This window comes from Oleidesulfovibrio sp., assembly GCF_047973035.1.
Classification (GTDB): Bacteria; Desulfobacterota; Desulfovibrionia; order Desulfovibrionales; family Desulfovibrionaceae; genus Oleidesulfovibrio.
Genome location: NZ_JBKEBF010000024.1, coordinates 1 through 24378, shown reverse-complemented (window position 1 = coordinate 24378; position 24378 = coordinate 1). Strand labels below are relative to the sequence as shown.

19 protein-coding genes and 1 pseudogene are annotated in these 24378 nt (G+C 51.0%); 7 read left to right on the top strand and 13 right to left on the bottom strand.

Translation table 11 applies throughout. The features are described from left to right. The 5 genes from ACK5LI_RS07890 to ACK5LI_RS07870 form a co-directional block, all read right to left on the bottom strand. Positions 1–273: a hypothetical protein gene (locus tag ACK5LI_RS07890; RefSeq protein ID WP_416947959.1), complete on the bottom strand. Its 273-nt coding sequence runs from the start codon at positions 271–273 to the stop codon at positions 1–3. A gap of 71 nt (positions 274–344) precedes the next feature. After that, positions 345–896, bottom strand: coding sequence for a CDP-diacylglycerol--glycerol-3-phosphate 3-phosphatidyltransferase (gene pgsA / locus ACK5LI_RS07885; RefSeq protein WP_416947958.1), 552 nt, complete (start codon positions 894–896; stop codon positions 345–347). A gap of 124 nt (positions 897–1020) precedes the next feature. Beyond that, entirely contained in the window at positions 1021–1917 is an 897-nt protein-coding gene (locus ACK5LI_RS07880; protein ID WP_416947956.1) for a P-loop NTPase, read from the bottom strand. 82 nt (positions 1918–1999) lie between these two features. Then, positions 2000–2584 (bottom strand): YqaA family protein, encoded by a 585-nt coding sequence (locus ACK5LI_RS07875; protein ID WP_416947954.1) that lies wholly within the window; start codon positions 2582–2584, stop codon positions 2000–2002. A gap of 10 nt (positions 2585–2594) precedes the next feature. Beyond that, entirely contained in the window at positions 2595–3236 is a 642-nt protein-coding gene (locus ACK5LI_RS07870; protein WP_416947952.1) for a protein-L-isoaspartate(D-aspartate) O-methyltransferase, read from the bottom strand. Positions 3237–3432: 196 nt separating this feature from the next. Here ACK5LI_RS07870 and ACK5LI_RS07865 point away from each other — a divergent pair, with 196 nt between their 5' ends. After that, entirely contained in the window at positions 3433–3861 is a 429-nt protein-coding gene (locus tag ACK5LI_RS07865) for a CBS domain-containing protein (RefSeq protein ID WP_416947950.1), read from the top strand. 82 nt (positions 3862–3943) lie between these two features. Then, a complete protein-coding gene (locus tag ACK5LI_RS07860; RefSeq protein ID WP_416947948.1) occupies positions 3944–5251 on the top strand; it encodes a M23 family metallopeptidase in 1308 nt (435 codons plus the stop codon). Between the two features lie 341 nt (positions 5252–5592). Here ACK5LI_RS07860 and ACK5LI_RS07855 read toward each other — a convergent pair whose 3' ends face one another. The 3 genes from ACK5LI_RS07855 to ACK5LI_RS07845 form a co-directional block, all read right to left on the bottom strand. Further along, positions 5593–9174, bottom strand: coding sequence for a PEP/pyruvate-binding domain-containing protein (locus ACK5LI_RS07855; protein ID WP_416947946.1), 3582 nt, complete (start codon positions 9172–9174; stop codon positions 5593–5595). A 188-nt stretch (positions 9175–9362) separates the two neighbouring features. Continuing rightward, positions 9363–13079 (bottom strand): pyruvate carboxylase, encoded by a 3717-nt coding sequence (locus tag ACK5LI_RS07850; RefSeq protein ID WP_416947943.1) that lies wholly within the window; start codon positions 13077–13079, stop codon positions 9363–9365. Between the two features lie 89 nt (positions 13080–13168). Continuing rightward, positions 13169–14077 (bottom strand): biotin--[acetyl-CoA-carboxylase] ligase, encoded by a 909-nt coding sequence (locus ACK5LI_RS07845; RefSeq protein WP_416947941.1) that lies wholly within the window; start codon positions 14075–14077, stop codon positions 13169–13171. 72 nt (positions 14078–14149) lie between these two features. Between ACK5LI_RS07845 and ACK5LI_RS07840 the strand changes: the two genes are divergently transcribed. Then, the gene (locus ACK5LI_RS07840) at positions 14150–15229 is read left to right on the top strand and encodes a hypothetical protein (RefSeq protein WP_416947939.1); all 1080 of its coding nucleotides are present in this window, start codon (positions 14150–14152) and stop codon (positions 15227–15229) included. A 3-nt stretch (positions 15230–15232) separates the two neighbouring features. Here the strand turns inward: ACK5LI_RS07840 and ACK5LI_RS07835 are convergent, their stop codons facing one another. Further along, on the bottom strand, positions 15233–15808 hold the full coding sequence (locus ACK5LI_RS07835; protein WP_416947937.1) for a GGDEF domain-containing protein: 576 nt from the start codon (positions 15806–15808) through the stop codon (positions 15233–15235). Between the two features lie 20 nt (positions 15809–15828). Continuing rightward, on the bottom strand, positions 15829–16527 hold the full coding sequence (locus ACK5LI_RS07830; RefSeq protein ID WP_416947935.1) for a response regulator: 699 nt from the start codon (positions 16525–16527) through the stop codon (positions 15829–15831). 263 nt (positions 16528–16790) lie between these two features. Here ACK5LI_RS07830 and ACK5LI_RS07825 point away from each other — a divergent pair, with 263 nt between their 5' ends. Next, positions 16791–18095 (top strand): phenylacetate--CoA ligase family protein, encoded by a 1305-nt coding sequence (locus ACK5LI_RS07825; RefSeq protein WP_416947933.1) that lies wholly within the window; start codon positions 16791–16793, stop codon positions 18093–18095. A gap of 231 nt (positions 18096–18326) precedes the next feature. Here the strand turns inward: ACK5LI_RS07825 and ACK5LI_RS07820 are convergent, their stop codons facing one another. Together ACK5LI_RS07820 and ACK5LI_RS07815 are read right to left on the bottom strand one after the other, a co-directional pair. Then, entirely contained in the window at positions 18327–18851 is a 525-nt protein-coding gene (locus ACK5LI_RS07820; RefSeq protein ID WP_416947931.1) for a 4Fe-4S dicluster domain-containing protein, read from the bottom strand. Positions 18852–18877: 26 nt separating this feature from the next. Then, the gene (locus tag ACK5LI_RS07815; protein WP_416947929.1) at positions 18878–19936 is read right to left on the bottom strand and encodes an FAD-dependent oxidoreductase; all 1059 of its coding nucleotides are present in this window, start codon (positions 19934–19936) and stop codon (positions 18878–18880) included. 197 nt (positions 19937–20133) lie between these two features. On the opposite strand from ACK5LI_RS07815, the gene ACK5LI_RS07810 reads away from it, so the two are divergent. From ACK5LI_RS07810 to ACK5LI_RS07800, 3 genes are all read left to right on the top strand, one after another. Continuing rightward, positions 20134–20565: an ACT domain-containing protein gene (locus tag ACK5LI_RS07810; protein WP_416947927.1), complete on the top strand. Its 432-nt coding sequence runs from the start codon at positions 20134–20136 to the stop codon at positions 20563–20565. Between the two features lie 91 nt (positions 20566–20656). Then, complete coding sequence (locus ACK5LI_RS07805) at positions 20657–22093, top strand: RtcB family protein (RefSeq protein ID WP_416947925.1); 1437 nt, start codon at positions 20657–20659, stop codon at positions 22091–22093. 3 nt (positions 22094–22096) lie between these two features. Next, complete coding sequence (locus ACK5LI_RS07800; protein WP_416947923.1) at positions 22097–24007, top strand: molybdopterin-dependent oxidoreductase; 1911 nt, start codon at positions 22097–22099, stop codon at positions 24005–24007. A 271-nt stretch (positions 24008–24278) separates the two neighbouring features. Here ACK5LI_RS07800 and ACK5LI_RS07795 read toward each other — a convergent pair. Continuing rightward, positions 24279–24378 (bottom strand): annotated as a pseudogene (locus ACK5LI_RS07795) (IS200/IS605 family transposase); the annotation flags it as partial.

Below are 24378 nucleotides of genomic sequence, written 5' to 3'. Positions count from 1 at the left end.
TTATTGCAGGTAGGGGCGCGTAGCCTGTTGTTTTCTATAAATGGCCAAAGGACCTTCTAATTCTTTCAAAAAATTAGCCGTCGCCTTTTCTATCCGCAACACATCTGATTCTTCCAGCTCAACATTATCAAGCTTTTTCATAAAAGACTTCAGCGTGCTGAGTTCTTTCATCAGTTCCTGACCGATATCCAGATCTTCCAGATCGGGTTCCAGCTCCAGAATGGTCTGCAGACAATTCCTCAACCTGCTCTGGAGTTCTTCATTTTCTCGCACACTATTCTCCCGCAAAGCCTGTGGCTCCGGATGTCGTACAGTGAACAGGCACAACATCAAGCCAGCAATGGCTATACCGAATCGCCCGCACGCCAGTTTTTATAAAACGCATACAGGTAGTTTCCGCCAGAAAATACAGTGAGAATCAATGCCATGTAAAGCAGAATCTGCCCGATGGGATTAGGATCAAAGCCAAACCACGGGTAATGCAGAAGCAAAGGTGTCAGTGCAAGCATCTGCAGTATGGTTTTCATCTTGCCAAACTTGTCGGCTGCAATCACGACACCTTCATCAGCGGCAATTGCCCGCAAACCAGTCACTATCAGCTCACGACAGATGATAACAATAACAACCCATGCCGGAACCCAGCCCAAAGCAGACAGCATTACAAGAACGGAACTGATAAGCAGCTTGTCTGCCAACGGGTCAAGAAACTTGCCGAAGCTGGTAACAGTATTCGACTTGCGGGCAATATGTCCGTCAAGCATATCAGAAATTGAAGCCAACATAAAACCTATCATAGCCAAAAGACAGGTAATGCGGCCCGGAAAGTACAAAAGCAGCACAATAAGGGGTACAATAAGGATACGGAACAGAGTTATCTTATTAGCCAAAGTAAACATAGGTTACCTAGACCCCCATGGATTATATATGGAGACAGTGTAGCAAAAAAGCTGCAGCACAGCAAAACTCATCTCGTAAAAAACACAGATACTAAAAGAACGGGGCCAGAAGGCCCCGTCGCTATCAGGCATGTACGCTTGCGATCACTTCCAGACTGTTCTCGCAGGCATGAACGATTTTGTCCGCCAGATCAAGGAAGCCGGTCTTTGCGTGAGATTCTCCCTCAAGCAATACTACCGGACGTCCGACATCCGCAGCAACTACAGTCGCTGGGTCAAGCGGAACGGCTCCGAGGAAAGGCAGTCCATAGCGTTCGGCCAGTTCTTTGCCTCCGCCTTTCTTGAAGAGCGAAATTTCGCCACCACAATGAGGACAGACAAGGCCACTCATATTTTCTACAATACCCAGAACATTGGACTGAGCATACTGCAGGAAGTTGATGGCTTTTCTGACGTCAGCCAGAGAGACTTCCTGCGGGGTGGTAACAACCACACAAAGAGCGTCGGGAATAGTCTTAAGAACGGTCATGTGCTCGTCACCGGTGCCGGGAGGAGAGTCGATCAGAAGAAAATCAAGCTCGCCCCACTCCACGTCAGAAACAAACTGGCGGATGGCGGCGGTCTTTTTTGGTCCGCGCCAGAGTACAGCAGAGTCACGGTCTTTCAAAAGCGAATCCATAGATACAACAAACAGATTCTCGCTGTAAGCGGCAGGACAGATTCTCTGTGTCTTTTCATCAACTTCAAGGCCGGACTTCACTCCAAGCAAATTAGGTACACTGGGGCCGTGAATATCCACGTCCAGAATGCCTACTTTAAAGCCTTTGGCAGCCAGAGCCGCAGCGGTATTTACAGTAACCGAACTTTTACCTACACCGCCCTTGCCGCTCATAATGAACAGCTTGTAGCGGATGCGCTGCAGCACGGATTGAATATTCAGCTCCTGCTGTGACGCACCAAAAGCATTTTTGGCGATATCGCCCCCTTTCAGACTATCGGGGCGACTTTTACACGATGACATTTCGCATACTCCTTAAAAAAAACTTCCGGCACAGACACCTGTCTGCCAGCATCGATTCCCGGCCACCAGCGCGGCCGGACTCCTAAAAATACTTAAGGGCGACAAAGCCGGCTATCCCCAGCACCGTAAATGCAATCAAAACCAGATCGAAACGGCGCTCAAGAAAATAACGAACCTTATCCCCGAACAAGTAAATAAGCCCTGCAATTACAAAAAAACGCAATCCGCGACTAAGAACAGAAGCAATCAAAAAAACTAAAAAATCAATGCGGAAAGCGCCTGCAGTGAGAGTACACACTTTATACGGAATGGGCGTAAGACCCGCAATCGCAACTGCCCATGCATCGTATGTTTCGTACCAGACTCGAATTGCATCATATTTTTCAAGCAAGCCATAGAACCGCACAATTGGCATGCCTACTACTTCCATAAAAAAATAGCCTAAAAAGTAGCCCACCACACCGCCTAACAGCGATGAGACTAAACAGATAAGCGCAAGACGCATTGCCTTTTCCCTTCTGGCCAGAGCCATGGGAATCAGCAGCAAGTCAGGTGGAATCGGAAAAAATACCGATTCGGTAAAAGAAACCAGAGCAAGTACCCGTGTAGCACCGGCAGTGTCTGCCATGCGCCACAGACGGTCAAGCAGAGGTTTAAAAAGACTCATACTGTCACACCTACCATCCATGGTTACCGACAAGGTCTACAAAAACAACCTTGCCGTAATTTTCATATGACAGAGTCCCGTCTTGTTTTTTCATCAGGTAGAGTTCCTGTTCCCGACGCGACGCCCCGACAGGAATCGCCATCACACCGGGATCTGCCAACTGGTCGGCCAACGGCTCGGGAATACCGGGGCCGCCCGCAGTAACAAGAATTCGATCATAAGGAGCGGCCAGCGGCCAGCCCATGGTTCCATCGTCAAGCTTAGTGCGTACTTTGGTATAGCCAAGGTCACGCAACAGCTTTCGTGTATGATGGTACAGTTCCGGGATTCGCTCGACGGTATAGACATCCAGACCCATTTCAGCCAGAACGGCCGCCTGATATCCCGACCCGGTCCCGATTTCCAGCACTTTCATACCGGGTTCGGCTTTAATTATCTGTGACATTAATGCCACGATAAACGGTTGTGAAATGGTCTGACCATACCCTATAGGCAAAGGATGATCTTCATATGCCTGAGCCTGCAATGCTTCCTGAACGAACAGGTGACGCGGAATTTTCTGCATTGCGGTAAGTACTGCAGAATCCGTTATCCCTCTGGCCACCAGTTGTTCTCGCACCATGCGCTCTCTGCTGCGCCTTTTATCAATCATAATCGAATGGCTTCCTTCGGCATAATGATCGCCCTGTACCGATGACAATAACAGGCTGGGCTTTGGTTGGAAATCAGATTTTCAGCCTCAAGTCAACCTTAGGAGCAGAATAAAGATAAAATGTACCGCATGCTTCCCATCTTGACATCCGCCCAGAGTATGCCAAACTTGCAGGAAACACGTCCCGGAGGCTCATATGCTTAATGTCGGTGACCTGATGACTACAGAGTTGTTTACGTTACAGACTACAGATTCGCTTAAGACTGCGCGATCATTAATGCAGCTTGCCCGTATACGCCATATCCCCATTGTGGATGAACAGAAACGGTTTATCGGGCTGCTTACTCACCGCAATATTCTTGAAGCTACAATCTCACGTTTTGCAGAAGTAGATAACACTGTGCAGGATGAAATTGACTCAGGCATTCCGGTAAAAGAAATTATGCGTACCGATGTGCGTACCGTTTCGCCGGAATTAAGGTTGCGAGATGCTGCAGAGATTTTATTCCGCCACAAATACGGCTGCCTGCCGGTGGTCGAGAATGAAACACTTGTAGGCATTGTAACGGAAGCCGACTTTTTAAAGCTGACCATTACCCTTCTGGACGCAGTGGAAGAAACCTAGGCGCTGCACCAGCCTCATTTGTCTATTGAACGGCCGTTCGCGGAGCGAGCGGCCATTGCATTGTAACTGGAGCCAGATTCCAATGAAAAAATTCTTGCTGTCCACCGTTCTCCTGACTCTTGTGGGCGGTCTTGTTCTTGTTGGCTTTTTGCTGTTCCGCGATCAGGCAGGCCCTCAGATGACACTAACCCCTGCTGAAGGACGCATTTCCCCCCAGACACCTTTCACTCTGAACGTAAAGGACGTTGAAAGCGGCGTTAAAGCGCTCAGTGTCCGCGTTCAGAAAAACAGTCGTGAATTTGTCGCACTGGATGAAGAATGGACCGACAAGCTTGTATCTCGCACTGCTGAATTCTCATTGAAGGAAAGCGCTGATTTTGGCGAAGGCTCTGTCAAAATCATCGTAAAGGCTACTGATGCCTCATTTTCCGGTTTCGGCAAAGGGAACACCTCTACCCAGACCTTTACCCTGCGACTGGACAGCCAGCCTCCGCGCATCAGTGTAACAACACTTCCCCCGTACGTGCGCCGTGGCGGAACTGCCTGTATCGCTTATACGGTAAACGAAGAAGTCAAAAGTACAGGCGTGACCGTGGAAGATTTATACTTCCCCGGATACCGGCAGCCTGACGGCAGCTACTTGTGCTTCTTTGCTTTTCCGTACTACATGACTACCAGCAACTTTGCTCCCAGAGTAACGGCAGAAGACGAAGCAGGTAACGTTACGTCTATCGCGCTTGCAATCAAGCCGCTGCATGTCGAGTTCAGAGTTGACACCATTCCTCTGCCTGACTCCTTCCTTGACAGCAAAATGCAGGACTTTACAGACGAGTTCCCCGGACAGATGTCCTCTTTGGAACGCTTCCTTAAGGTCAACCGTGATCTGAGAAAAGCTAACCGTGCAGCGCTTCTCAGCATCGGACACAAAACATCGCCTACCATGCTCTGGTCCGGCAGATTCCTGAACCTGCCCAATGCCAGCAACCGTGCACGCTTTGCTGATCACCGCTCATATATGTACAAAGGCCAGAAGGTAGACGACCAATACCATCTGGGCCTCGATATGGCGTCCATCGCACGTGCACCTGTACCTGCCGCAAACAACGGCACTGTCGTTTTTGCGGATGATATGGGCATTTATGGCCTTTGCGTGATTGTTGACCACGGGCTTGGTTTGCAAACACTCTACGCCCACCTTTCAGAGATGCACGTCAAAGACGGCGATACCGTAAACCGGGGCGATATTCTCGGACTTACCGGTGCAACAGGAATGGCAGGCGGTGATCATCTGCACTTCGGAGTCATCCTTTCCGGCTTGCCGGTACAACCTCTTGAATGGCTCGACCAGCGCTGGATTCGGCACAACATTACCGATCGCCTTGCGCAATAACTAACCAGCATAAAGGGCTGCCTTCATAAGGCAGCCCTTTTTTAGTAGCCGCTCCACGACACAAAAAGTAACTCACGTCAGAAATTCCTCTTCCCTTCAAGCGCCCCTGAGTACGACAGCCTCCTTTGCCACGGCTAAAGCATCGCGCTCGCACTCCCGTCCAAAGCGCTCTCAGACATAACGTATCCGCTGCACCCTCTCATGAATCTAGCGTAGCCATACTGTTCACAACTATCTGCCTCCCTTTCTATTATGCATCAAGCCGATTTCAGGCAGCACTCAGACATAAAAAAAGGGCTGCCCAGATGGACAGCCCTTTATGACTATTTATTCTTCGTCTGTTACTTTCTGTTGCGTTGCGCTTCAAGAGCCTTTGCCTGCTCTTCAAAGTTGGCAAAACCCGCCTGGTGCATTGCGTCGGTAACAGTCGCCTGCCAATCCCACGAAGCGTAAATAACCAGCTTGTGGAAGACCATACGGAAGTTATCAAGCTCTTGCCTGTAAAACTTCTCTTTGGGGGTTTCGATGCTTTCGCGCAGCTGCTCATGCAGACGGCTCAGTTCACCATCGTACCACTCCATAAGGTCTTCAGCGGTCTTGTACTTCTTAAGGATGTGGCCGTAACCATTTTCCTCAAGAAGTGTACGCAAAGTCTGCAGATACTGCCTGCGCAGCCAGTCGCCCAACTTACTGGTCGGGATATTTTCTGCTTCAACTTCTGCCATATCCACCTTGGTCTGTGCATATGTATCAGGCACAACCGAGGCAGACATAATACCGGCAATCGCTACAATACCACGCAGTATACGGCTGTTGGACACACCCTGACCGCAGAAACCGACTTTTTTGCCGTACTTCTGTCCGGTAAAGATGGTTACCAGAATAGCCCATACAACTGCAGGATCTTCTTCATCATAAATATGACCAAGCCGTGCGTTGTCACGGTCAGTTGCAAGCACCATCTGAGTCATATCGTTAGAGCCGATAGAGAAACCGTCAAACTCCTGAATGAACTGCTTAGCCATAATGGCGTTGCTGGGAATCTCAGACATCAGAATGATCTTAAGACCATCGACGCCGCTTCTCAGCTTATGCACCTGAGCAAGGTAACGACGCATAGAACGCGCTTCCTCAAGTGTACGCACAAAGGGCAGCATGATCATCAGGTTGGTGCCGCCAAACACGCCACGGGCAAGCTTGAACGCTTCAATTTCCCAGTCGTGCAATTTACGGGAAACACCACGATAGCCCAGCATCGGGTTATCTTCCACATGCTCAAAAAGCGAGCCGCCAAGCAGGTTGCGATACTCGTTCGACTTGAAGTCGGTCGTACGGTAAATAATCTCCTTACCGTGGAAGGCCATGGAGAACAGTGCAAGTCCCTGCGCCAGAGTCTGCACGTAGTGTTCTTTACCGGTACGGAAACCGCGCGAACGGATAAGGTCGCGGATCATGGAAGGCACATTACGCACTTCTTCCATTTCTTTCAGCATACCGCTCTTCTGTGCTACTTCATTACGCAGCGCCTGAATGCGCTCCATAACATCCTTCACTTTGGGATCATCGGCAACTCTCTCTGCCATGGCTTTAACCGTAGCATCGATTTCCGCTCTGCGCTTTATGGTGTCAGAGTCTTTGCCGATAAGCAGCGCAAGCTCTTCGTCGTATCCCATGACAACACGAATGTGCTCTTCAAGGTTGACGGAGGTCTTCAACACGTCAAGACGACGGGTTGCCTGTTCTACGTGCTCATCAAGCTTGTGGTCCAGTTCACGCATACGGCGGTGCATGGCAAGCACTTCTTCCGTACCGCGAACGTTTTCACGCTCAGTGAGCTGCTGAATATCCTGAGCGAGTCCGGTCAGCAGACCTACGTAGTCGCGCAATTTCATATCCAGCCCGATCAGGCCTGCACCAAGCTGGTCGCGAAGAACCTTGGTAAGGCGTGCATCCAGCTCTTTCAGCTTGGCAGCAACAACGATGTCAAGTTCGCCATTGTCGTATGCTTCCAGTGCCTGAGGGTGAACGCTGATATTGCCAAGCATAAACTCGGCGCGCAGCAGGCCCACTTCAAAACCGGGAACATCGCGCAGGCGCGAAAGGAACATGGCCTGGCCGACGTCAGCCAGAATCAGACCGACATTGGTCTTGGTCTGGGGCAACGCGCTGACATCCATTTCGCCGCCGACTTCCTGCAAAGGCAGAAGGCCGCGGTATACCTTGCCTCTGGTTCCATCTACAGTCACTTCCTGACCGTCAAGGGAACGCAGAATTTCAAGGCGCTGGATACCGATTACGGCAGGAATGCCAAGTTCGCGGGACGTAATGGCAGCGTGGCTGGTATCACCGCCTACATCAGCAAGAATAGCAGAGGCAATACGCATACCGGGAACCATGTCAGGGTCGGTACGCTCTGCAGCAAGCAGATCGCCTTTATTAATCTTATTCAGTTCTAAGGCTGAACGCAGATACTTAACAGTCCCCTGCCCCGCACCTCGGGAAGCGCCGTTACCTTCCAGAATGACTTCCGCATTGGTTGCCGCTTTTTCATCCACCTCAAGACGGCGCATAAAAATGGTATGGGGATGTTTTTCAAACTCTTCGTTCCAGCGGGTTTCAGGGCGAGCCTGCACAAACCACAAACGGTCGGAGCTGTCGATGCAGAACTCCGTATCCATGATCATGCCGCCGTATGCTTTGCTGATACTGCGTACGCCCTTGGCAACGGCTTCGGCCTGTGCCAGAGAAAGCGACCAGCGGAACGCTTCGTTTTCAGGAACCGGCACCATTTTGGTACCGCCCTTTTCATCATTAACAATCTTCTTATCTTTGCAGCCCATCTGGCGAATGACAACTTCCTGACCGTCTTCACGCTGAAAAACATAGAACTTGTCAGGAGTAACCATGCCGCCAACGACAGCTTCTCCAAGGCCGTAGCTTGCATCAACGGAGACTAAATCACGACGTGCCGTACCCTGACAGCCGGTAGCAGTGTCAGCGCTGAAGGCAGTACCGGAAATCACCGGATTAACCATGCGCATGATGCACACGGAAAGAGAGGTATTTTCAATAGCCCACTCTTCTTTGGCTGCTACAGCAATGGATTCATCGCCGGTAGCTTCTGCGCGGGCCATGGCATCAAGGATAGCTTCGCGGCGATAGGTCATACTGCGCAGGTTATACGCAGAAGCGCAGTCCCAGTGGTATGCTTCCACGGCCTGAGCTTCGCCGACAATGTTCAGGTACGTGTCCTGCAGACCGGCAAACGCCTTTTTACGGGAGTCTTCACCAGCCGCGGAAGAACGAACTGCAACAGCCACGTCCTCAACACCGGCTTCCTTGCAGATCGAATTGTATGCTTCGCGTACGCAGTTTGCTACTTCTTCAGGCAAGTCAGCTGAAAGGAGTGCAGCCTGAACAAGTACGGAACGCTTACGCAGCTGGTCAATACCTTCAGGAGAAGTAGCAAAACCTTCTACAACGTTGTTGATGAAGGTTCTGGTCTTAAGCATGTTCTGCGCGCCCGAGGCTGCAGCTTTCTGACGGATTTCATCAGCCAGATTGCGAACGAACTTTTTAAGAAACTCAGGATCCCTGTTGATCTCAGAGTCATTCCAGTCGATGCTGTTGTACTCTTTTTCCAGCACGCTACGTACCAAGGATGCGTTAACCTTGGTTTCATCCAGCAGCTTGTGGAACGCTACAGACGAAATAGCACGGAACTGGGGGCTCCGGACACCTTCTACCTGACTGATGATGGCGGTATTGTAGTTTTTGCCGCCAACAAGTAGTTCGGCTTCTTCGCCTATGGCGGTGATCTCGGCGCCGTTAAGCACCAACTGTGTAGTCAGGGCAGTGGTCTCAGCTTTAGCCTTCTGGCCTTTTACTTCAGCCTTGGGCTTTTCTGCCTGAGCTTTAGCCATTGTCTCTCCTCCTATGGGGGGATGAAAACGCCCGGCCACATACATGGTGGCGGGCATACCTCGAGTCAAATCCCGGTCGCTCGTATTAAGAGGCTGGAAAACCGCCAGTACAGCCAAGCGGTTTTCCGAGCCTTTCTTGCTTATACGCTACTACTATATCCGTCAATTAGATGGCTACGGAAATCAGGCTACTGCTTGCATTCGCAGCTTAACTGATCACCGCAGTACGGGCAAAAGCCGATACCTTCAATAGTAATAGGACGCTGACATTTATCGTTGGGGCACAAAGTAGGAACAGGTCCAAGTTCAACGATAAGTTCACCACCTTTTACAGGCACCATCTGTTTATTTTCCTTGTAGTCCGCAGTCCGCAGCACACGCTTGACCATACCGTCAACGGGAGCAAGCACGGCTTTTTCCTGCTTCATAATGGAAATGTTAAAGAGTTCTTCACCCTTCTTCACATAATCTCCGGGGTGCACATACATGACCCACAGGTCACCATTGGAAGGTGCAGCAATGTGGTAGCTGTTATTGGGGTCAGCTTTTTCCACACCATGGTTGTCGTCACTGGTCGGTTCGGAAACCTGAATGTCAACACTCATGATTTCAGAATCAAGAACATACCGGACAACACTCATACCGCTTTCATCAGGCGACGAGATGCTCAGAATAGTCATCTGATGCGGTTTACCGTTCGTATCGGTAAAGTTCAGTTCGGTTCCGGGCTCAACACCTTCAAACCAGACATTCAATGGCAGGTTGTTAGGATCACCGTACTGCTGACGGAACTGGATAGTCTTGATGGCATCACCGGGATGGTTCAGGTACATCACAAACTCTTCATCTGTAGGCTTACGGCGGATCAGGTCAACAAAGCCACGTTCTTCTGCGGCAAAATCCATATCTTCCAGAGACTCAAGCGGCGAAGCTTCCGTGCGGCAGCTGAGTGCGCGCTTCCACTCGTTACCGAATGCACTCTGGTACACCCAGTCGGCAGGGAAGCCCAAAGGCAGCTTACCATATTTGCCCAGCAGAAGATCGCGGAAGGCATCGTTACTATCCTGATACAGAGCCAGACGCGCTTTCTTCATCTCTTCAGACAGATCTTCTTCAGCGTGTCTGGTGATATTTTCCAGAACTTCCAGCAGATAACGTACTTCCTGCTCGCCACCGCGCTTATAGGCGCTGGTTACAGCAAGGAAGGCAGTATTCCATGTAATCTGCGACCCCGGGGTAACGTCATGGTAACGCACAACCTTACGGGTTCCGGCGAGGAACTTCAGCATATAGGGCAGCAAATGGATATATCCCTGCTTCAGAGCGCCTTCCTGAGAGGAGGAAGTAGCACCACCGGGCATGGCATGCTCCACAACATCATAGTCGATGCCCTGGAAGTACGGAGCAGTATATCTGTCGTAATAAGGCATGATCTGCTTAAGTACAAAGTTGCAGTCACGGATCATGTCTTTATTCAGATTCGTTTTCAGGCCAAGCTCATCTTCAATGTATGCGGCAGTCGAAAGCACTTCGCCCTGACCGTACCAGCGTACAGATGAGCCGATAGCCGTATCCACTATATGAGCACCGGCTTTGGCAGCGGCACCCACAGCAGGCACAAACAAGCCATCAGTATAGTGACGATGGTAATGCAGCACGAGCTGAGGCCATGCTTTACGCAGCGCTGTAACCAGTTCTGTCATAAAGCGGGGAGGACAAACGCCCGCCATATCTTTCAGTCCCAGAATAATCATACCGGAAGCTTTGGTTGGACTTACCCCGGCCACATCGCCTACCATGCGAAGCACAGCTTCAGTCACCTGCAGGTAATGGGGGACATCAAAACCACGTGCCCATGAAAGAGAAATCGCAGGCTCAAATACAACGCCCTTACGGCTGAGAGCAACCTCGGCAAACGGGCGCATGTTGCCTACATGGTTAAGGAAGTCAAAGCAGCGGACCACCTGATAATGATCGCAGATCATCTCACCGGTAAGGCGCATCAGATTTTTGGGCTGCGGCTTATACCCCAAAACGTTTGTAGACCGGATAAGAATCTGCTTTGCAGTCTTGGGTGCAAACTGATTCCAGCGGTTAGCTTCGGTGAAGGGGTATGTCATGTTAGCCAGCATGGCTACATGGAAGTGCGCCCCGCCGCCGCTCTCCAACGAGAAGAAATTGCAATTATCAAGATAAGGGCCAATAAGGCTGTCTTCTGCAAGGCGGAACCTGTTACCACTGTTGGACTGAGTAATGTCACGGGCAGTGGTATCGCAGAAATGCACGTAGCCAGAATCACGCACCATATCCAGCAAGGCAGCTCTGTCGCCTACCGGATACGGAGTGGCAGCCTTTCTTACTTTAGTGGTAATTTCGGGCAGTACGGGCTTGAACTCGCGCATACGCGGAGTTTCGCGGGTGCGGTACTCATCCAGCAGCACATGCGGGTTGTACCCTTTTGCAGAAATCTCGGCCACAAGACGCGACAGGCGCTCTGCTTCAGGCTCAAGGTCCGTATAGCACATCAGCTCGGGAGTACGGGCAATGAAGTTGGTATCAAAGTCCGCAGCAAGGAACTTGGGATGGTTCACAACCTGCTTATAGAAAGGAATAGTAGTTTTAATACCGCCGACAACGTATTCGCGAAGAGCACGGTTCAGCGTGGAAATAGCCTTTTCCCAACCCTTGCCATATGCAATCAGCAAAGAACCTGCAGAGTCGTAATTCGACGGGAACTCATAGCCGGCAGACAAGTTGGAGTCGAGGCGGATACCGGGACCACCGGGAGAAACATAACGGGTGATAAGACCGGCATTGGGAGCAAATTCATTCTGCGGCGATTCGCAGTTGATGCGCACCTGAATAGCGTTCTGCGTAGGCGTTGCATTCTCTTCGGTAAGCCGCAGCTCAGCACCGAAGGCAACAGCGAGCTGTTCTTCGACAAGGTCGATACCGTAACGGCATTCAGTAATACCGTGCTCAACCTGCAGGCGGGTGTTTACTTCGATAAGGTACGGAGTGCCATCGTCGGTAACAAGGAATTCCACCGTGCAAAGCGAATAGTAACCAACTTCCTGAACGAGCTGACGAGAGTATGATTTCAGGCGTTCACGCAGTTCAGCGGTAAGCCCTTTCCACGGCGAAGGAGTGATTTCAATAAGCTTCTGGTGGTTACGCTGGACAGTGCAGTCACGCTCGTCAAAAGCGAACACGTTACCGTGCATGTCAGCAATAACCTGAATCTCAATGTGACGAACCGAAGGCAGGTACTTTTCAACGTACAGGCGCGGGTTTCCGAAAGATGCCTGAGCCATTGTAGAGGCCTTAACAAAAGCATCTTCCAGTTCATCCTGAGATGTAACAAGAAAAATACCACGACCACCGCCGCCGCCTTCCGCTTTAAGCATCACGGGAAAGCCGATTTCTTCAGCAATCTGACGACCTGTGGGAATGTCAACAGCACCTTCAGAGCCCGGAACTACGGGAATTTCAAGGCGCTTTGCAAGCTTACGTACCTGTACCTTGTTACCCAGCAGATTCATGGCTTCTGCGGTAGAGCCGATGTAAAGTATGCCCGCCTCTGCGCAACGAGAGGGAAAGCGCGGGTCTTCGGAAGCAAAGCCCCATCCGGGATGAATTGCTATAATCCCACGCTGTTTGGCGAGCCGGATGATTCGGTCGATATCAAGATATGCTCTGGGATCGGATCCGAGCAGCAGAAGTTCCTGCGCTGCGGAAGCGGCCGGAGAGGTTTTATCGATATCCGTAGCCGTCATCACGGCAACAGCATTAAACCGCTCACGGATAGAGCGGCAGATTCGCCGGGCGGGAATCCCCCGGTTGGCAACCAGTATAGGCTTGCCCTTAACCTCTTCCAACACCTGATTGAAGGTCTTAGTAGCCATGCACTCCTCGTACTCAACAAACAGCCGGAGCCCATTACATAGAACACCCGGGTTACAACAAACACTGAGATTCATACAGGTGCGACGGGTCATGACGTAAGGGAAAGACTACAGGAGTGGAGAACCTGCTCCCGGCCGGACAGGAGAACACGCAACGCTCCATCATGGCTCAAGCCCATTAGCCTGCCCGGACAGTTCCCGAAATCACTTCCGTGTACATTCACAACACGGCCCACCCAGGCAAGATACGCTTCCAAGCGACTGATCAAGCCATCTTCACTGAAGCGAAGAACCTCATTATAGTAGCAAAAAAATGCACGCTCGACAAGCTTCCGCCACAACTGCAAAGGTGCACCATGAAAGCCGCATTCTTCTAAAGCACATGCAGACACAGCAGCATCTTTGCGAAGCATCGTATCATCAGGGCGATACGCCAGATTTATTCCGATACCGGCAAAAAGAGCCCCTGCCCTGTCTTCCAGTAAAATTCCGCCAAACTTGCGGTCACTATGCAACAAATCATTGGGCCACTTAATGCGCACTTCCAGTCCCAGCGAACCAAACGCACGTGCAAAACAATACGCTACAACAAGAGACGATAGAGAATCCGGATACCCGCTTGCCACGGGCAACCGTAGTACAGCATAAATATTTCCTGCCGGAGATGACCAGTCCCGCCTCATCTGCCCCCGGCCTGAACTTTGTGAAACAGCCAGCACACTGCCCCACTCCGGCAACAATTCAAAGCTATGCAAACTGTGCGCAACATCCAGAGACGAACTCACATCGCCGCAGATAAATACAGGGCCGCACTCAACCTTGCCATCCACAGCAAGCATCCGGACACCGTTGACATTTTCAAGCCGTAAAGTACCCAACTGCGCGATTTCAGCATGCCAAAGCGGATGCGAAGCAGCAATAGCATCAGCAACATCAGCAGGGTCAGCATCTACGACCTTTCCGTCGCAAACGGGAACAATGTAAACCGGCTCAGACAAAATAGCTCCTGCATATATGCAGACTAAAAAACCACTCTTTCGAGCAGCGTGACAATATGTTACGAACGCAGAATGCAAACGTATCTGGTTGGCGGTGCGGTCCGCGACATGCTGCTTGGCAGAAAGCCCCGTGAGTACGATTACGTATTCTCCGGAACCCTTAACGATTTTTTACAGCAGCACCCAAAAGCCCGCAAAGCGGGAACCCAGTTCCAGATAGCCATTTTGAACGGACTGGAGTTTGCTCCGCTGCGCGGCAACACAATTCATGACGACCTGCTAGCCCGCGACTTCACTATCAACGCAATAGCTCTCGACGAACAAGGTAAGATATACGCCCATCCTGAAGCGCTGCAAGACCTTGTTGCAGGCAGACTGGCACTTGCCGGTCCAACTGCTCTGGAACAAGACCCAGTAAGAATCTACAGGGCTGCCCGTATGGTTTCCACCATTCCGGACCTGCACATTGCAACATCCCTTAACGAGGCCATACGCCGGACAGCCGAAACATTTCCTCTTTCCAGCATCGCCCCCGAACGCATCGGCAACGAAATACACAAACTGCTGAACAGCAGCAAGCCGGGCAACCTGCTGCGCACGCTGCAACGTGCCGCCTGCTTAACTCATTGGTTTCAAGAGTTTGAAACAACCTTGCCCGACAACACACCGCTGGCGGACCTTGAAAAAACTGCAGACTTGATGGACCTGACGGCAGGTTATCCCATGGCGGTATGGATGGCGCTATGTCATGATCTCGGCTCTGGTGTACATTCAGGAGGCCCTGATTCTGACCAGAGTAGACGCAGAGCAAGAGAACTTTGCGCACAAAAATTTGCAACACGCATCAAGGCCACGAACAAACATATTCTGGCAGCAAAAATCACCGCCTGCTACTTTAACGACGGAGTGCAATACATGCAGCTTGCAACCGATACCCGCATACGTTTGCTTCTGCGCCTTAGTACGGCAAACCTGCTCCATCCGTTTTTCAAAGTTATCCATGTAGCAAGCGGCACCGACTTTACCCCACTCGCACTGCAGCAACTGAAGGCCATCCTGAAAGTCAGACTGGCTCCTGATGAGCAAGGACGTGGAGCAGAATCAGGCAAGGTTCTTCACATGAAGCGCTGCGCAGCTCTCGACGGCCTGTAACAGTCAAGGCGCAAGCATCACTCTGTTGCGTCCCCCTTCTTTTGCCGCGTACAGAGCACCATCAGCAAGTTGCAGCATAGCCTCCAGACCGGCAGAGGGGCCATAACACACCCCGATACTTACTGTTACCGCAATTCTCTTACCATCGTACTCAACAACATTCTTTTCAAGTTTCTCCCGAAATGCTTCACACATTGCACATGCGGTTTCGGCATCCACACCTGAAAGAACAACACAAAATTCTTCGCCGCCAAGGCGGGCTACAACTCCGGCATCGCTAAAAAAGCGCTGCAACCAACCTGCCACGTCTCTGATGACTGCATCACCACCGTCATGCCCATATGTATCGTTGCATTTTTTAAAGTGATCGATATCGATCATAGCCAGAGCAAGGCCCTTGCCGCCTTCGCAGGCATTATCATAAGCCGTGCGGCCCAGATGAAAAAAAGAACGTCTGTTGTACAAACCGGAAAGCGGGTCACGTTCCGCCAAAGTGTGAACCGCGCGCATATATTCAAGCGTCTCAATTCGCTGGGCAACACGACAGTAAAACTCTTCAGCTTCAAAGGGCTTATGCAAAAAATCATTAGCACCGGACTTCAAAAAAATGCAGATGTGGAAGCTGCAGACGCAGCTGAGAGGCCCAATATTGGCACTTCCTGCTTCGGAAAAAGACGTCGGACTTCTCTGACGAATTCAACACCACACATCTCAGGCATTTCATAGTCAGTAATTATAAGCGAATAATCACGATGCTTCTTCAGCAGTTCCAACCCGTCACATCCTGTTTCCGCCTCATCTACTTCAAAGTTCCAGCGCTCAAGCAACGTTCTGAGAAGCCCCCTTGCCACTGCAGAATCATCCACCACAAGCACTCGCTGGCCCATGTTTGCAAGCAACCTGTAGACGATTGAGGTTACTTGCAGAACATTGCGCCCGCCATCTTTCACTATATAGTCAGCAATCTGCTTCCCCCACATTGCCCCTCTGATTTCATCCGAAATCTCACCGGTAAAGACAATAGAGGGAATTCCTGCAGCAACAACATAGTCAACAACTTCTCCCCTGCGGGCATCAGGCAGGACAAGATCAAGCACAGCAACATCGAAATGATTACCAGCAGAAAGAAGTCGTTTCGTCTCCTGCAAGCTACAGGCAACTTTACACTTAACAGAAAGGTCCTGTGTTAATGCTCCTGTTAAAACAGCAGCTATTGTTTTACTATCTTCGACAACTAAAACAGTCCCCTTTACAGGCTTACGCCATTCAAAACCGACATTCATAAGTATCCTCATCATGTGCTCATTTCATCCCCGCACGACACTAGTGGTACAGATATATTGCCCGGTTGATCAAGTGGCAGCAATTGCCAACAGGCTTTCGACACACAAATGTAACACAAACTTTTTTCTTTAAGAACGAAACGCCAGCTCAGTGCGCTAGCGCTTGACCACCAGCCTGGTTTGGGGCAGACAAATTGCTTGCGTTCTTTTAAGGGCGCAACTGCTTCTTTTCGGTAGACACTTTAAAAATCTGGAACGTCCAGATGGGAGATTACGGCATGATTTACGATGTTGACCGCGAAACGCTTCCGCGGGAAGAACTTGAAACCCTTCAGGTTAAGCGCCTCAGAAACCTTTGCGAAAGGGTATACGCAAACGTCGGCCACTACAGACGCAAGTTTGAGGAGGCAGGCATTACCCCCGCAGACATCAACAGCCTTTCCGATCTGAAATATCTACCGTTTACCGAGAAGCAGGACCTACGCAACAACTATCCCTTTGGACTTTTTGCCGTTCCAAAAGAAAATATCGTCCGTCTGCATGCATCCAGCGGCACCACCGGCAAAGCCACGGTTGTCGGCTATACCGCACGTGACCTGAACAACTGGGCAGAACTTATGGCCCGCAGTTTCATGGCCGGTGGTCTTTCCCGCCGCGACCTTATCCACAACGCATACGGCTACGGCCTTTTTACGGGCGGTCTGGGTGCGCATTACGGCGCAGAAAAGCTAGGCGCTACTGTCATTCCTGTTTCCGGCGGCAACACCAAACGACAGGTAGTGTTGCTGCGCGACTTCGGTGCAACGGCTATCTGCTGTACCCCATCCTACAGCCTGTATTTATACGAAGCAGCAACCGAAGCCGGCATTGATCTGCGCGACCTTCCCTTGCGGGTAGGCATCTTCGGCGCAGAGCCTTGGACCGATGAAATGCGCTATGACATTGAGCAAAAAATGGGAATTTCCGCCGTCAATATCTATGGCCTTTCTGAAATTATGGGACCTGGCGTCTCAATGGAATGTGCAGATGCCAAGGACGGGATGCATATCTGGGAAGACCATTTCCTGCCTGAAATAATCGATCCTGTAACCGGCGAGCAACTGCCTCCCGGTGAAAGAGGCGAACTGGTCATTACCACGCTGACAAAGGAAGGCATCCCGCTCATCCGTTACCGAACCCGCGACATCAGCAGGCTTAATTACACCCCCTGCTGCTGTGGCAGAACGCACGTTCGCATGGACCGTGTAATGGGCAGAAGCGACGACATGCTGATTATCCGCGGTGTAAACGTCTTCCCCTCCCAGATTGAGTCCATCCTGCTGGAAACCGAAGGTGCTTCGCCCCATTACCAGATTGTGGTTAAAAAGCATGGGAACCTCGACGTTATGGAAGTACAGGTTGAACTGTCTGAGAACATGTTCTCAGACGAGATCAAAAACCTGCAACGTCTTGAGGGCCGTATCCAGAAAACAATCAAAGAATTTCTCGGTGTCACAGCAAAAGTACGACTGGTTGACCCGCGCTCCATTCAGCGCTCGGAAGGTAAAGCAAAACGAGTGCTGGACCTGCGCAACGAAGAATAGAATCCGCAAAGCTGAAAATAAAGGGGAAGCCACAAGGCTTCCCCTTTATTTTTGTGTGCACTCTGTCAAAACAGTAATTCAGGCTGAACAAGCGACTAAACCCAAATAAAAAATATAAGGTTACTCTGCAGAGCTAAGCAGCTAACAGCGCACCAGCCCGATCTGGCTAGCTAAAGCGCCCAAACAGAAGCAAGGCTGAGCCAACGCAACAGACACCATACCTATAACTTCTTAATCCTCTCTGCTGGACCGTCTACTTTTGGCAGGCGGACGGATATGAGTCATCACCTTTTCATACGCCTTGCGGGACTCTTCTGTTTCCAGCTCAAGAATTTTTTCTCTGTCAGCCAGCACAATCGCTTCACAGGGGCACATCTCGACACAAGCAGGTTCAAGCCCCACATCGCGCCGGGCAGCGCACAGGTCGCACTTCTGAACCGTGACTCCCCTGTCGGTAGCAAAAAAAGCTGCATACGGACAGGCAAGGATACAGTTTCTTGTTTCGCAACCGCGGCATAATAAAGGCTGCAGCACCACAGCACCGTCTCTGTCTCGCAACAGCGCACCGCGATTGCAGACTTTCATACAGTGCGCATGCTCGCAATGCTTACAGTAAAGCGGAACAGCAATACCTTCGATTGTCCGGGTCATGGCTATGCGGGGAGTATCATACAAAAACTTGCACACAGCCTCACACGTCTCACATCCGATACACTTGCTGTAGTCAATAAAAAGAGTTTTTCCTTCACAGGACATTGTAACGCCTCCGGATATGAAACGGGCTAACGGTCAATTTTATCTTCATCGTAGTTGTATTCGTCTTCACGGTCCTGAGCTTTAAGGTCAAGCCAGTTTGTCAAGGAACGCGAAGCCCGCAACCCGCTATATATGGCCTTTCCGATCTTGCTGGGGCCGGTAAGCACATCACCGGCAACAAAGACGTTGTCGATACTGGTCATATGCAGCCAGCGGACTTCACCCTTACGAACATTTTCAAGGCCCAGCTCCTGCTGGAAAGGCGGCGTCGGGATCTCACCAATAGCGGTCACAACCATATCAACATCCAGTGTTTCCGTCTCTCCGGTAACACCGTTGGCAAGTTCAAGGCCGACGACGCTGTCATCACCCATGACTGAAAGCGGCGTCCGGCGCTCAAGCCACGTAGCCCCCATCTCCTCAATACGGTCAATCTCATAACTGCCGCATGGAGCTTCACGCACAGTACGCCGGTAGATCATGTAGACTTTTTCCGCGCCCAGCGCATGAGCACTGTCTACCACATCTACAGCGGAATGACCGGCACCGACCACCGCAACGCGCTTCCCCTGCACAGCCGGCATAGACACATTAGGAGAAGCATAGCGTGCGGCACGGATGGGAAACAAAAATTCAAGACCGGAATGCACACCTTTCAGTTTTTCTCCGGGAATTCCGAGCTTGCGCGATTTCCAGGAACCGGTGCAGATCATAATGGCATCGTACTCGCGTACAAGCTCGCCCAGTCCTCTGATGTCACAGGAAAAGTGGTCCCCCTCTTCTTCATGCAAGGGCGCACTACAGCAAATTTTGGTTTTTGTACGAAACAATACCCCGAACTGACGCTCCATGCGCTTTACACCAGCCTGAATGCGTTCCGGTGGAATGCGTTTTTTGGGAATCCCGAAAACCATCAATCCTCCGGGTTGGGGCAATTTATCGTAAACGACAACCTCGTATCCAAGGCACGCAAGATAGCCCGAAGCAGCAAGTCCGGACGGCCCGGCACCAATGATGGCTACTTTACGACCATTCGGAGGCAAAGCCTCTTTTCTGAGGAAAGCAAAATTCATGGGGTTAGACATGTTTTCTCCGTTGTCTTGCCGCATGGTATAAGGCAATACTGTTGATTGGCCATACAGTATATCCAAGCGGCAGATACGCGCAACCCCGCATGTTGCTTGCGCTTGTCATCACAAGGCGGGAATGATACTGAAACGAGAGACGAAGACGACGCTTTTTTTACGTCTACTACTTGCAACCAAAATGGGACTGACTAGCCATGAAAGTCGAACAGATTTCTGTTTTTCTCGAAAACAAGGCAGGCCGTCTGGCCGAAGTCACTAACGCCCTTGCCGATGCGGGCATCAACTTGCGTGCGCTGTCTTTGGCTGACACCTCGGACTTCGGCATCCTACGCCTGATTGTGGCCGACCATGAAAAAGCCAAACAGGTTTTAAAAGATAAAGGATTCACTGTTGGTCGCACCACCGTTCTGGCGGTTGAAGTGCCGGACAAGCCGGGTGGACTCAATGACATTCTGCAAACACTGTCCGACAACAAAGTTAATGTCGAATACATGTACGCATACGTTCAGCCCGGTGGCAACAGTGCCGTGCTGATCTTCCGCTTTGACAGAACAGATCAGGCAATTGAAGTCCTCCAGCAGGGCGGCTTCAACGTTATTCCGGGCGAAAAGCTGTATAACGGATAACAACCTGTATGCTGTATTTTCAGGGGGGCCGGTTATTGCCGGCCCTTTTTTATTATCGTCGGGCGAACCTGTCCGGACAGGAGTCACACTCATGGGGAACACCATTACTCCGGTGCAAAAGTCAGAATCTGTCTGGAAAATATACCCTTCCGGCAAAATGCGTGTTCCGGCCTTGATTTTTGCCAGCCGCAGGCTTGTAGAGAGCATGGACCAGACGACATTACAACAGCTTGTAAATATCGCTTCCTTACCCGGGATCACAGGCCCTGCCATAGCCATGTCAGATGCGCACTCCGGTTACGGCTTTCCCATCGGCGGTGTTGCCGGTTTTTCTGCTGATGATGGCGGCATTATTTCTGCCGGTGGTGTGGGATACGACATAGCCTGCGGGGTACGTACACTTACGACCAATCTGACCGTAAAAGATATCGCCAGTCACAAGCGCACACAGCAGCTCGCAGACGCTCTATTTAAAGCAATTCCCGCCGGAACCGGCAAAGGCGGCATTCACAACCTGACTATCAAAGATATTGACAACATACTTCTGAACGGCGCTGTCTGGGCGGCGGAACAAGGCATGGGCACCAGATCAGACCTTGAACGCACAGAAGATGGTGGCAAAGCCGGAGGGGCTGATCCCCGTAAGGTATCCGCGGAGGCAAAAAGTCGATTTATTAATCAGCTGGGCACACTTGGCTCCGGAAATCATTACCTTGAAGTGCAGGTTGTCGATACAATCTTTAACAAAGACATCGCCGACCAGTTCAATCTGCACAAAGGACAAATTCTGGTCAGTATCCACTGCGGCTCACGCGGGCTAGGACATCAGGTTGCCACTGACTATATTTTACTGATGAAAAAGCATGCCGCACAGACCGGACAGCACCTGCCCGACCCTGCCCTTGCCTGCGCACCGATACAGTCTGAGCTGGGCCAAGATTATCTGGCAGCCATGCGAGCGGGTATAAACTGTGCTTTAGCCAACCGGCAGGCACTCACCCATAGCATCCGTAACGCTTTCACATCGGCCATGTCAGACAGCATGTTGACGCAACTTTATGACGTTTCCCACAACACATGCAAAGAAGAACGGCATATTATAGACGGAAGCGAAAAGCGACTTTTTGTACACCGTAAAGGAGCCACCAGATCATTCGGTCCCAACCATCCTGACATACCCGCCGACTTCAAGACTACAGGCCAGCCCGTGCTTGTAGGCGGCAGCATGGGGACTGCATCGTGGATTCTTGCAGGCTCACAACATGCTGAACAAAGTCTGTATTCTGCCAATCACGGTGCAGGAAGACAACTTAGCCGCACACAGGCAAAAAAGCGCCATAACTCCAAAGAGCTGCTGGCAAGGCTTCAAAAACAGAGTATTGAAATACGAACCTCAGACCTTAAAGCGCTGGCAGAAGAGGCGCCCGCTGCGTATAAAGATGTCGATGAAGTGATTGAATCCACATGCACAGCAGGTCTTGCCGTACAAGTTGCAAGGCTGAAACCATTGATATGTATAAAAGGGTAACGCATGAACCAGCAGATCAGTGCCTGCACACTGGATTGTCCCGACTGTTGCTCGCTCATTACGCAGCACAATGAAGATGGTACGCTTACCATCAAGGGAAACCCGGCGCATCCGTTCACTAACGGAATTATATGTAACAAAGGTCGCACGTTTGCTAAGCGCCTGCACTCTGAAGAACGGATCACAACCCCTCTTATACGCAAAAACGGCCAACTGCAGCCCGCCACATGGGACGAAGCACTCACTCTGTGCGCAGAAAAAATCAACGCACTTAGAAACACGCCGGAACGCATGCTGCACATTCGGGGCGCAGGAACCCGCGGAGTATTGTACGACAGTGCAGGAGAAGTTCCGGCACGTCTACGCATGGCGACAACATATGGTTCTCTTTGTGACGAGACAGGCATTGAAGCCTGCAAGGCAGACTTCGGCGACCTGACTATGAGCGCCCCATCCGACCTTGCAAACGCCAGTCGCATAGTCAACTGGGGACGTGATGTTTCACGCTCTTCCATTCATCTGGCGCAGATTCTGAAAGACGCCAGAAAAGCCGGAACAAAAGTTTTGCTGATCAGTCCCTGTCCTGCCGGTGCGGACTCATTTGCAGATGCGGTCATCACCATCCGCCCCGGAACGGACCGTTTTCTGGCTGCCGCCGCGGCAAAGCGTCTGTTGAAGTTTCCTGAAGCACAACAAATTCTTCAAAACCATACCACAGGATCACAAAGTTACCTCGCCAGCCTAGCGCGCAGGAGTGAAGCGGAACTGTTGTCCGCCTGTGATGCCTCTGTGCAGGACTTGGACCTGCTTGTCGAATGGTACAGCAAAGACAGCAAACCTGTCGCCAGCCTGCTCGGATGGGGGTTGCAGCGCTACCTGTACGGCGCAGAAAGCGTCCGGCACATCAACGCACTGGCTTTGATTTCCGGCAATATCGGCCGCAAGGGAGCCGGAACCTACTACAACATTTCATCTTCACGCAATTTTAACAGAAGCTGGATGAAAGAACTCCCGCCCCCGCCTCGTCAGTTCAGCCTGCCACGTATCGGGCAGGAACTTACGCACGCAGCCCCGCCAGTAGAGCTTATCTGGTGCAGGGGGATTAACTTTGTAAACCAGTGCCCTGACTCCAGCACTATAGCCAGAACTCTGGAAAAAACATTTCTGGTTGTTACTGATGCTTTCATGACCGATACAGCCAGACAGGCAGATGTTTTTCTGCCATGCACTCTCATGCTGGAACGTGAAGAAATCCTTGGTTCGTTTCTGCATAATTACGTGCACTATTCTGCCAAGGTCATACAGCCTCCAGAAAGCGTTAAAGATGACTTCGATATTCTGCAGGAACTCGGGAACAGATTATGCCCTTCCATAGCCTTGCCGGACAAAGAAGCCTGCCTGCGCCGCGGACTTGAATCCCCGTTGCTTGCAACCACACTGGAAGAGTTAAAATCCACGGGCTTTACTCTGGCAAAGCACCCTGAAATTGCTTTTGAAGGTATGGTGTTTGCTCATGCCGACGGCAAGTTTTGCTGCATCAACAGGCTTTCTCCACCCGAAGAGTTTTCAGGCGATTACCCGTTGTCGTTGTTAACTCTGGTCAGAAAAAAATCCCTGCACTCGCAAATTCCGACTGCCGAGCAAAGCGGCCTGCCGGAACTTACAGTATCCCCCTTATTACCGGCTAACAGCAACTTTGCCGAAGGGGAAACAGCACGTTTATGTACCCCCAGAGGGGAAATGCGTGTCGTAATCCGGCACGACAACACCATGCACCCAACGGTGGCATGTCTACGTCGCGGAGGCTGGGTAAGCTGCGGCTGGGGGGCAAACAGCATCATTGAACCGCTTCTTACAGATGCAGGTGAAGGCACTGCCTTTTACAGCCAGAAGGCAGTGTTAAAAAAGATGTAATTACAGCCAGCTAAGCGCCTGACTTCAAAACTGTAGTCAGGCGCTTATTTGTACCTGCAACCTTGCACAGGAGCCAAACTTTTTTTCCTTGGGTGTTGACCTGCCTATAGCTTCACACTGCATTCAGGGCCAGCAATCGGAAAAGGAGTGCATCAATATAAACAAAAAAGGTACCCCCCAGCATAGCTGGGGGTTCTTCATATGCGCCTATAAGGCTTTCTTACTAGCAGCGCCCTAGCAGGCGCACGTTCGTCTGGCATCTGCATCTCTGTTACTTGCGACCCGTAAACGGGTTTCCAGAATATGGAAGAGATAATTGATCACCAAGCTTATCATGCTCAAGTTGGTGCCTAATGTAATCTTGTATCTTT

Excerpts from the sequence above, each read along its gene's own strand:
- ACK5LI_RS07825 (WP_416947933.1), top strand. The coding sequence starts at position 16,791 with ATGATTTACGATGTTGACCGCGAAACGCTTCCGCGGGAAGAACTTGAA.
- ACK5LI_RS07875 (WP_416947954.1), bottom strand. The coding sequence starts at position 2,584 with ATGAGTCTTTTTAAACCTCTGCTTGACCGTCTGTGGCGCATGGCAGAC.
- ACK5LI_RS07865 (WP_416947950.1), top strand. The coding sequence starts at position 3,433 with ATGCTTAATGTCGGTGACCTGATGACTACAGAGTTGTTTACGTTACAG.
- ACK5LI_RS07830 (WP_416947935.1), bottom strand. The coding sequence starts at position 16,527 with ATGATGAGGATACTTATGAATGTCGGTTTTGAATGGCGTAAGCCTGTA.
- ACK5LI_RS07805 (WP_416947925.1), top strand. The coding sequence starts at position 20,657 with ATGGGGAACACCATTACTCCGGTGCAAAAGTCAGAATCTGTCTGGAAA.
- pgsA (WP_416947958.1), bottom strand. The coding sequence starts at position 896 with ATGTTTACTTTGGCTAATAAGATAACTCTGTTCCGTATCCTTATTGTA.
- ACK5LI_RS07800 (WP_416947923.1), top strand. The coding sequence starts at position 22,097 with ATGAACCAGCAGATCAGTGCCTGCACACTGGATTGTCCCGACTGTTGC.
- ACK5LI_RS07855 (WP_416947946.1), bottom strand. The coding sequence starts at position 9,174 with ATGGCTAAAGCTCAGGCAGAAAAGCCCAAGGCTGAAGTAAAAGGCCAG.
- ACK5LI_RS07850 (WP_416947943.1), bottom strand. The coding sequence starts at position 13,079 with ATGGCTACTAAGACCTTCAATCAGGTGTTGGAAGAGGTTAAGGGCAAG.
- ACK5LI_RS07840 (WP_416947939.1), top strand. The coding sequence starts at position 14,150 with ATGCAAACGTATCTGGTTGGCGGTGCGGTCCGCGACATGCTGCTTGGC.
- ACK5LI_RS07870 (WP_416947952.1), bottom strand. The coding sequence starts at position 3,236 with ATGATTGATAAAAGGCGCAGCAGAGAGCGCATGGTGCGAGAACAACTG.
- ACK5LI_RS07810 (WP_416947927.1), top strand. The coding sequence starts at position 20,134 with ATGAAAGTCGAACAGATTTCTGTTTTTCTCGAAAACAAGGCAGGCCGT.
- ACK5LI_RS07820 (WP_416947931.1), bottom strand. The coding sequence starts at position 18,851 with ATGTCCTGTGAAGGAAAAACTCTTTTTATTGACTACAGCAAGTGTATC.
- ACK5LI_RS07860 (WP_416947948.1), top strand. The coding sequence starts at position 3,944 with ATGAAAAAATTCTTGCTGTCCACCGTTCTCCTGACTCTTGTGGGCGGT.
- ACK5LI_RS07880 (WP_416947956.1), bottom strand. The coding sequence starts at position 1,917 with ATGTCATCGTGTAAAAGTCGCCCCGATAGTCTGAAAGGGGGCGATATC.
- ACK5LI_RS07815 (WP_416947929.1), bottom strand. The coding sequence starts at position 19,936 with ATGTCTAACCCCATGAATTTTGCTTTCCTCAGAAAAGAGGCTTTGCCT.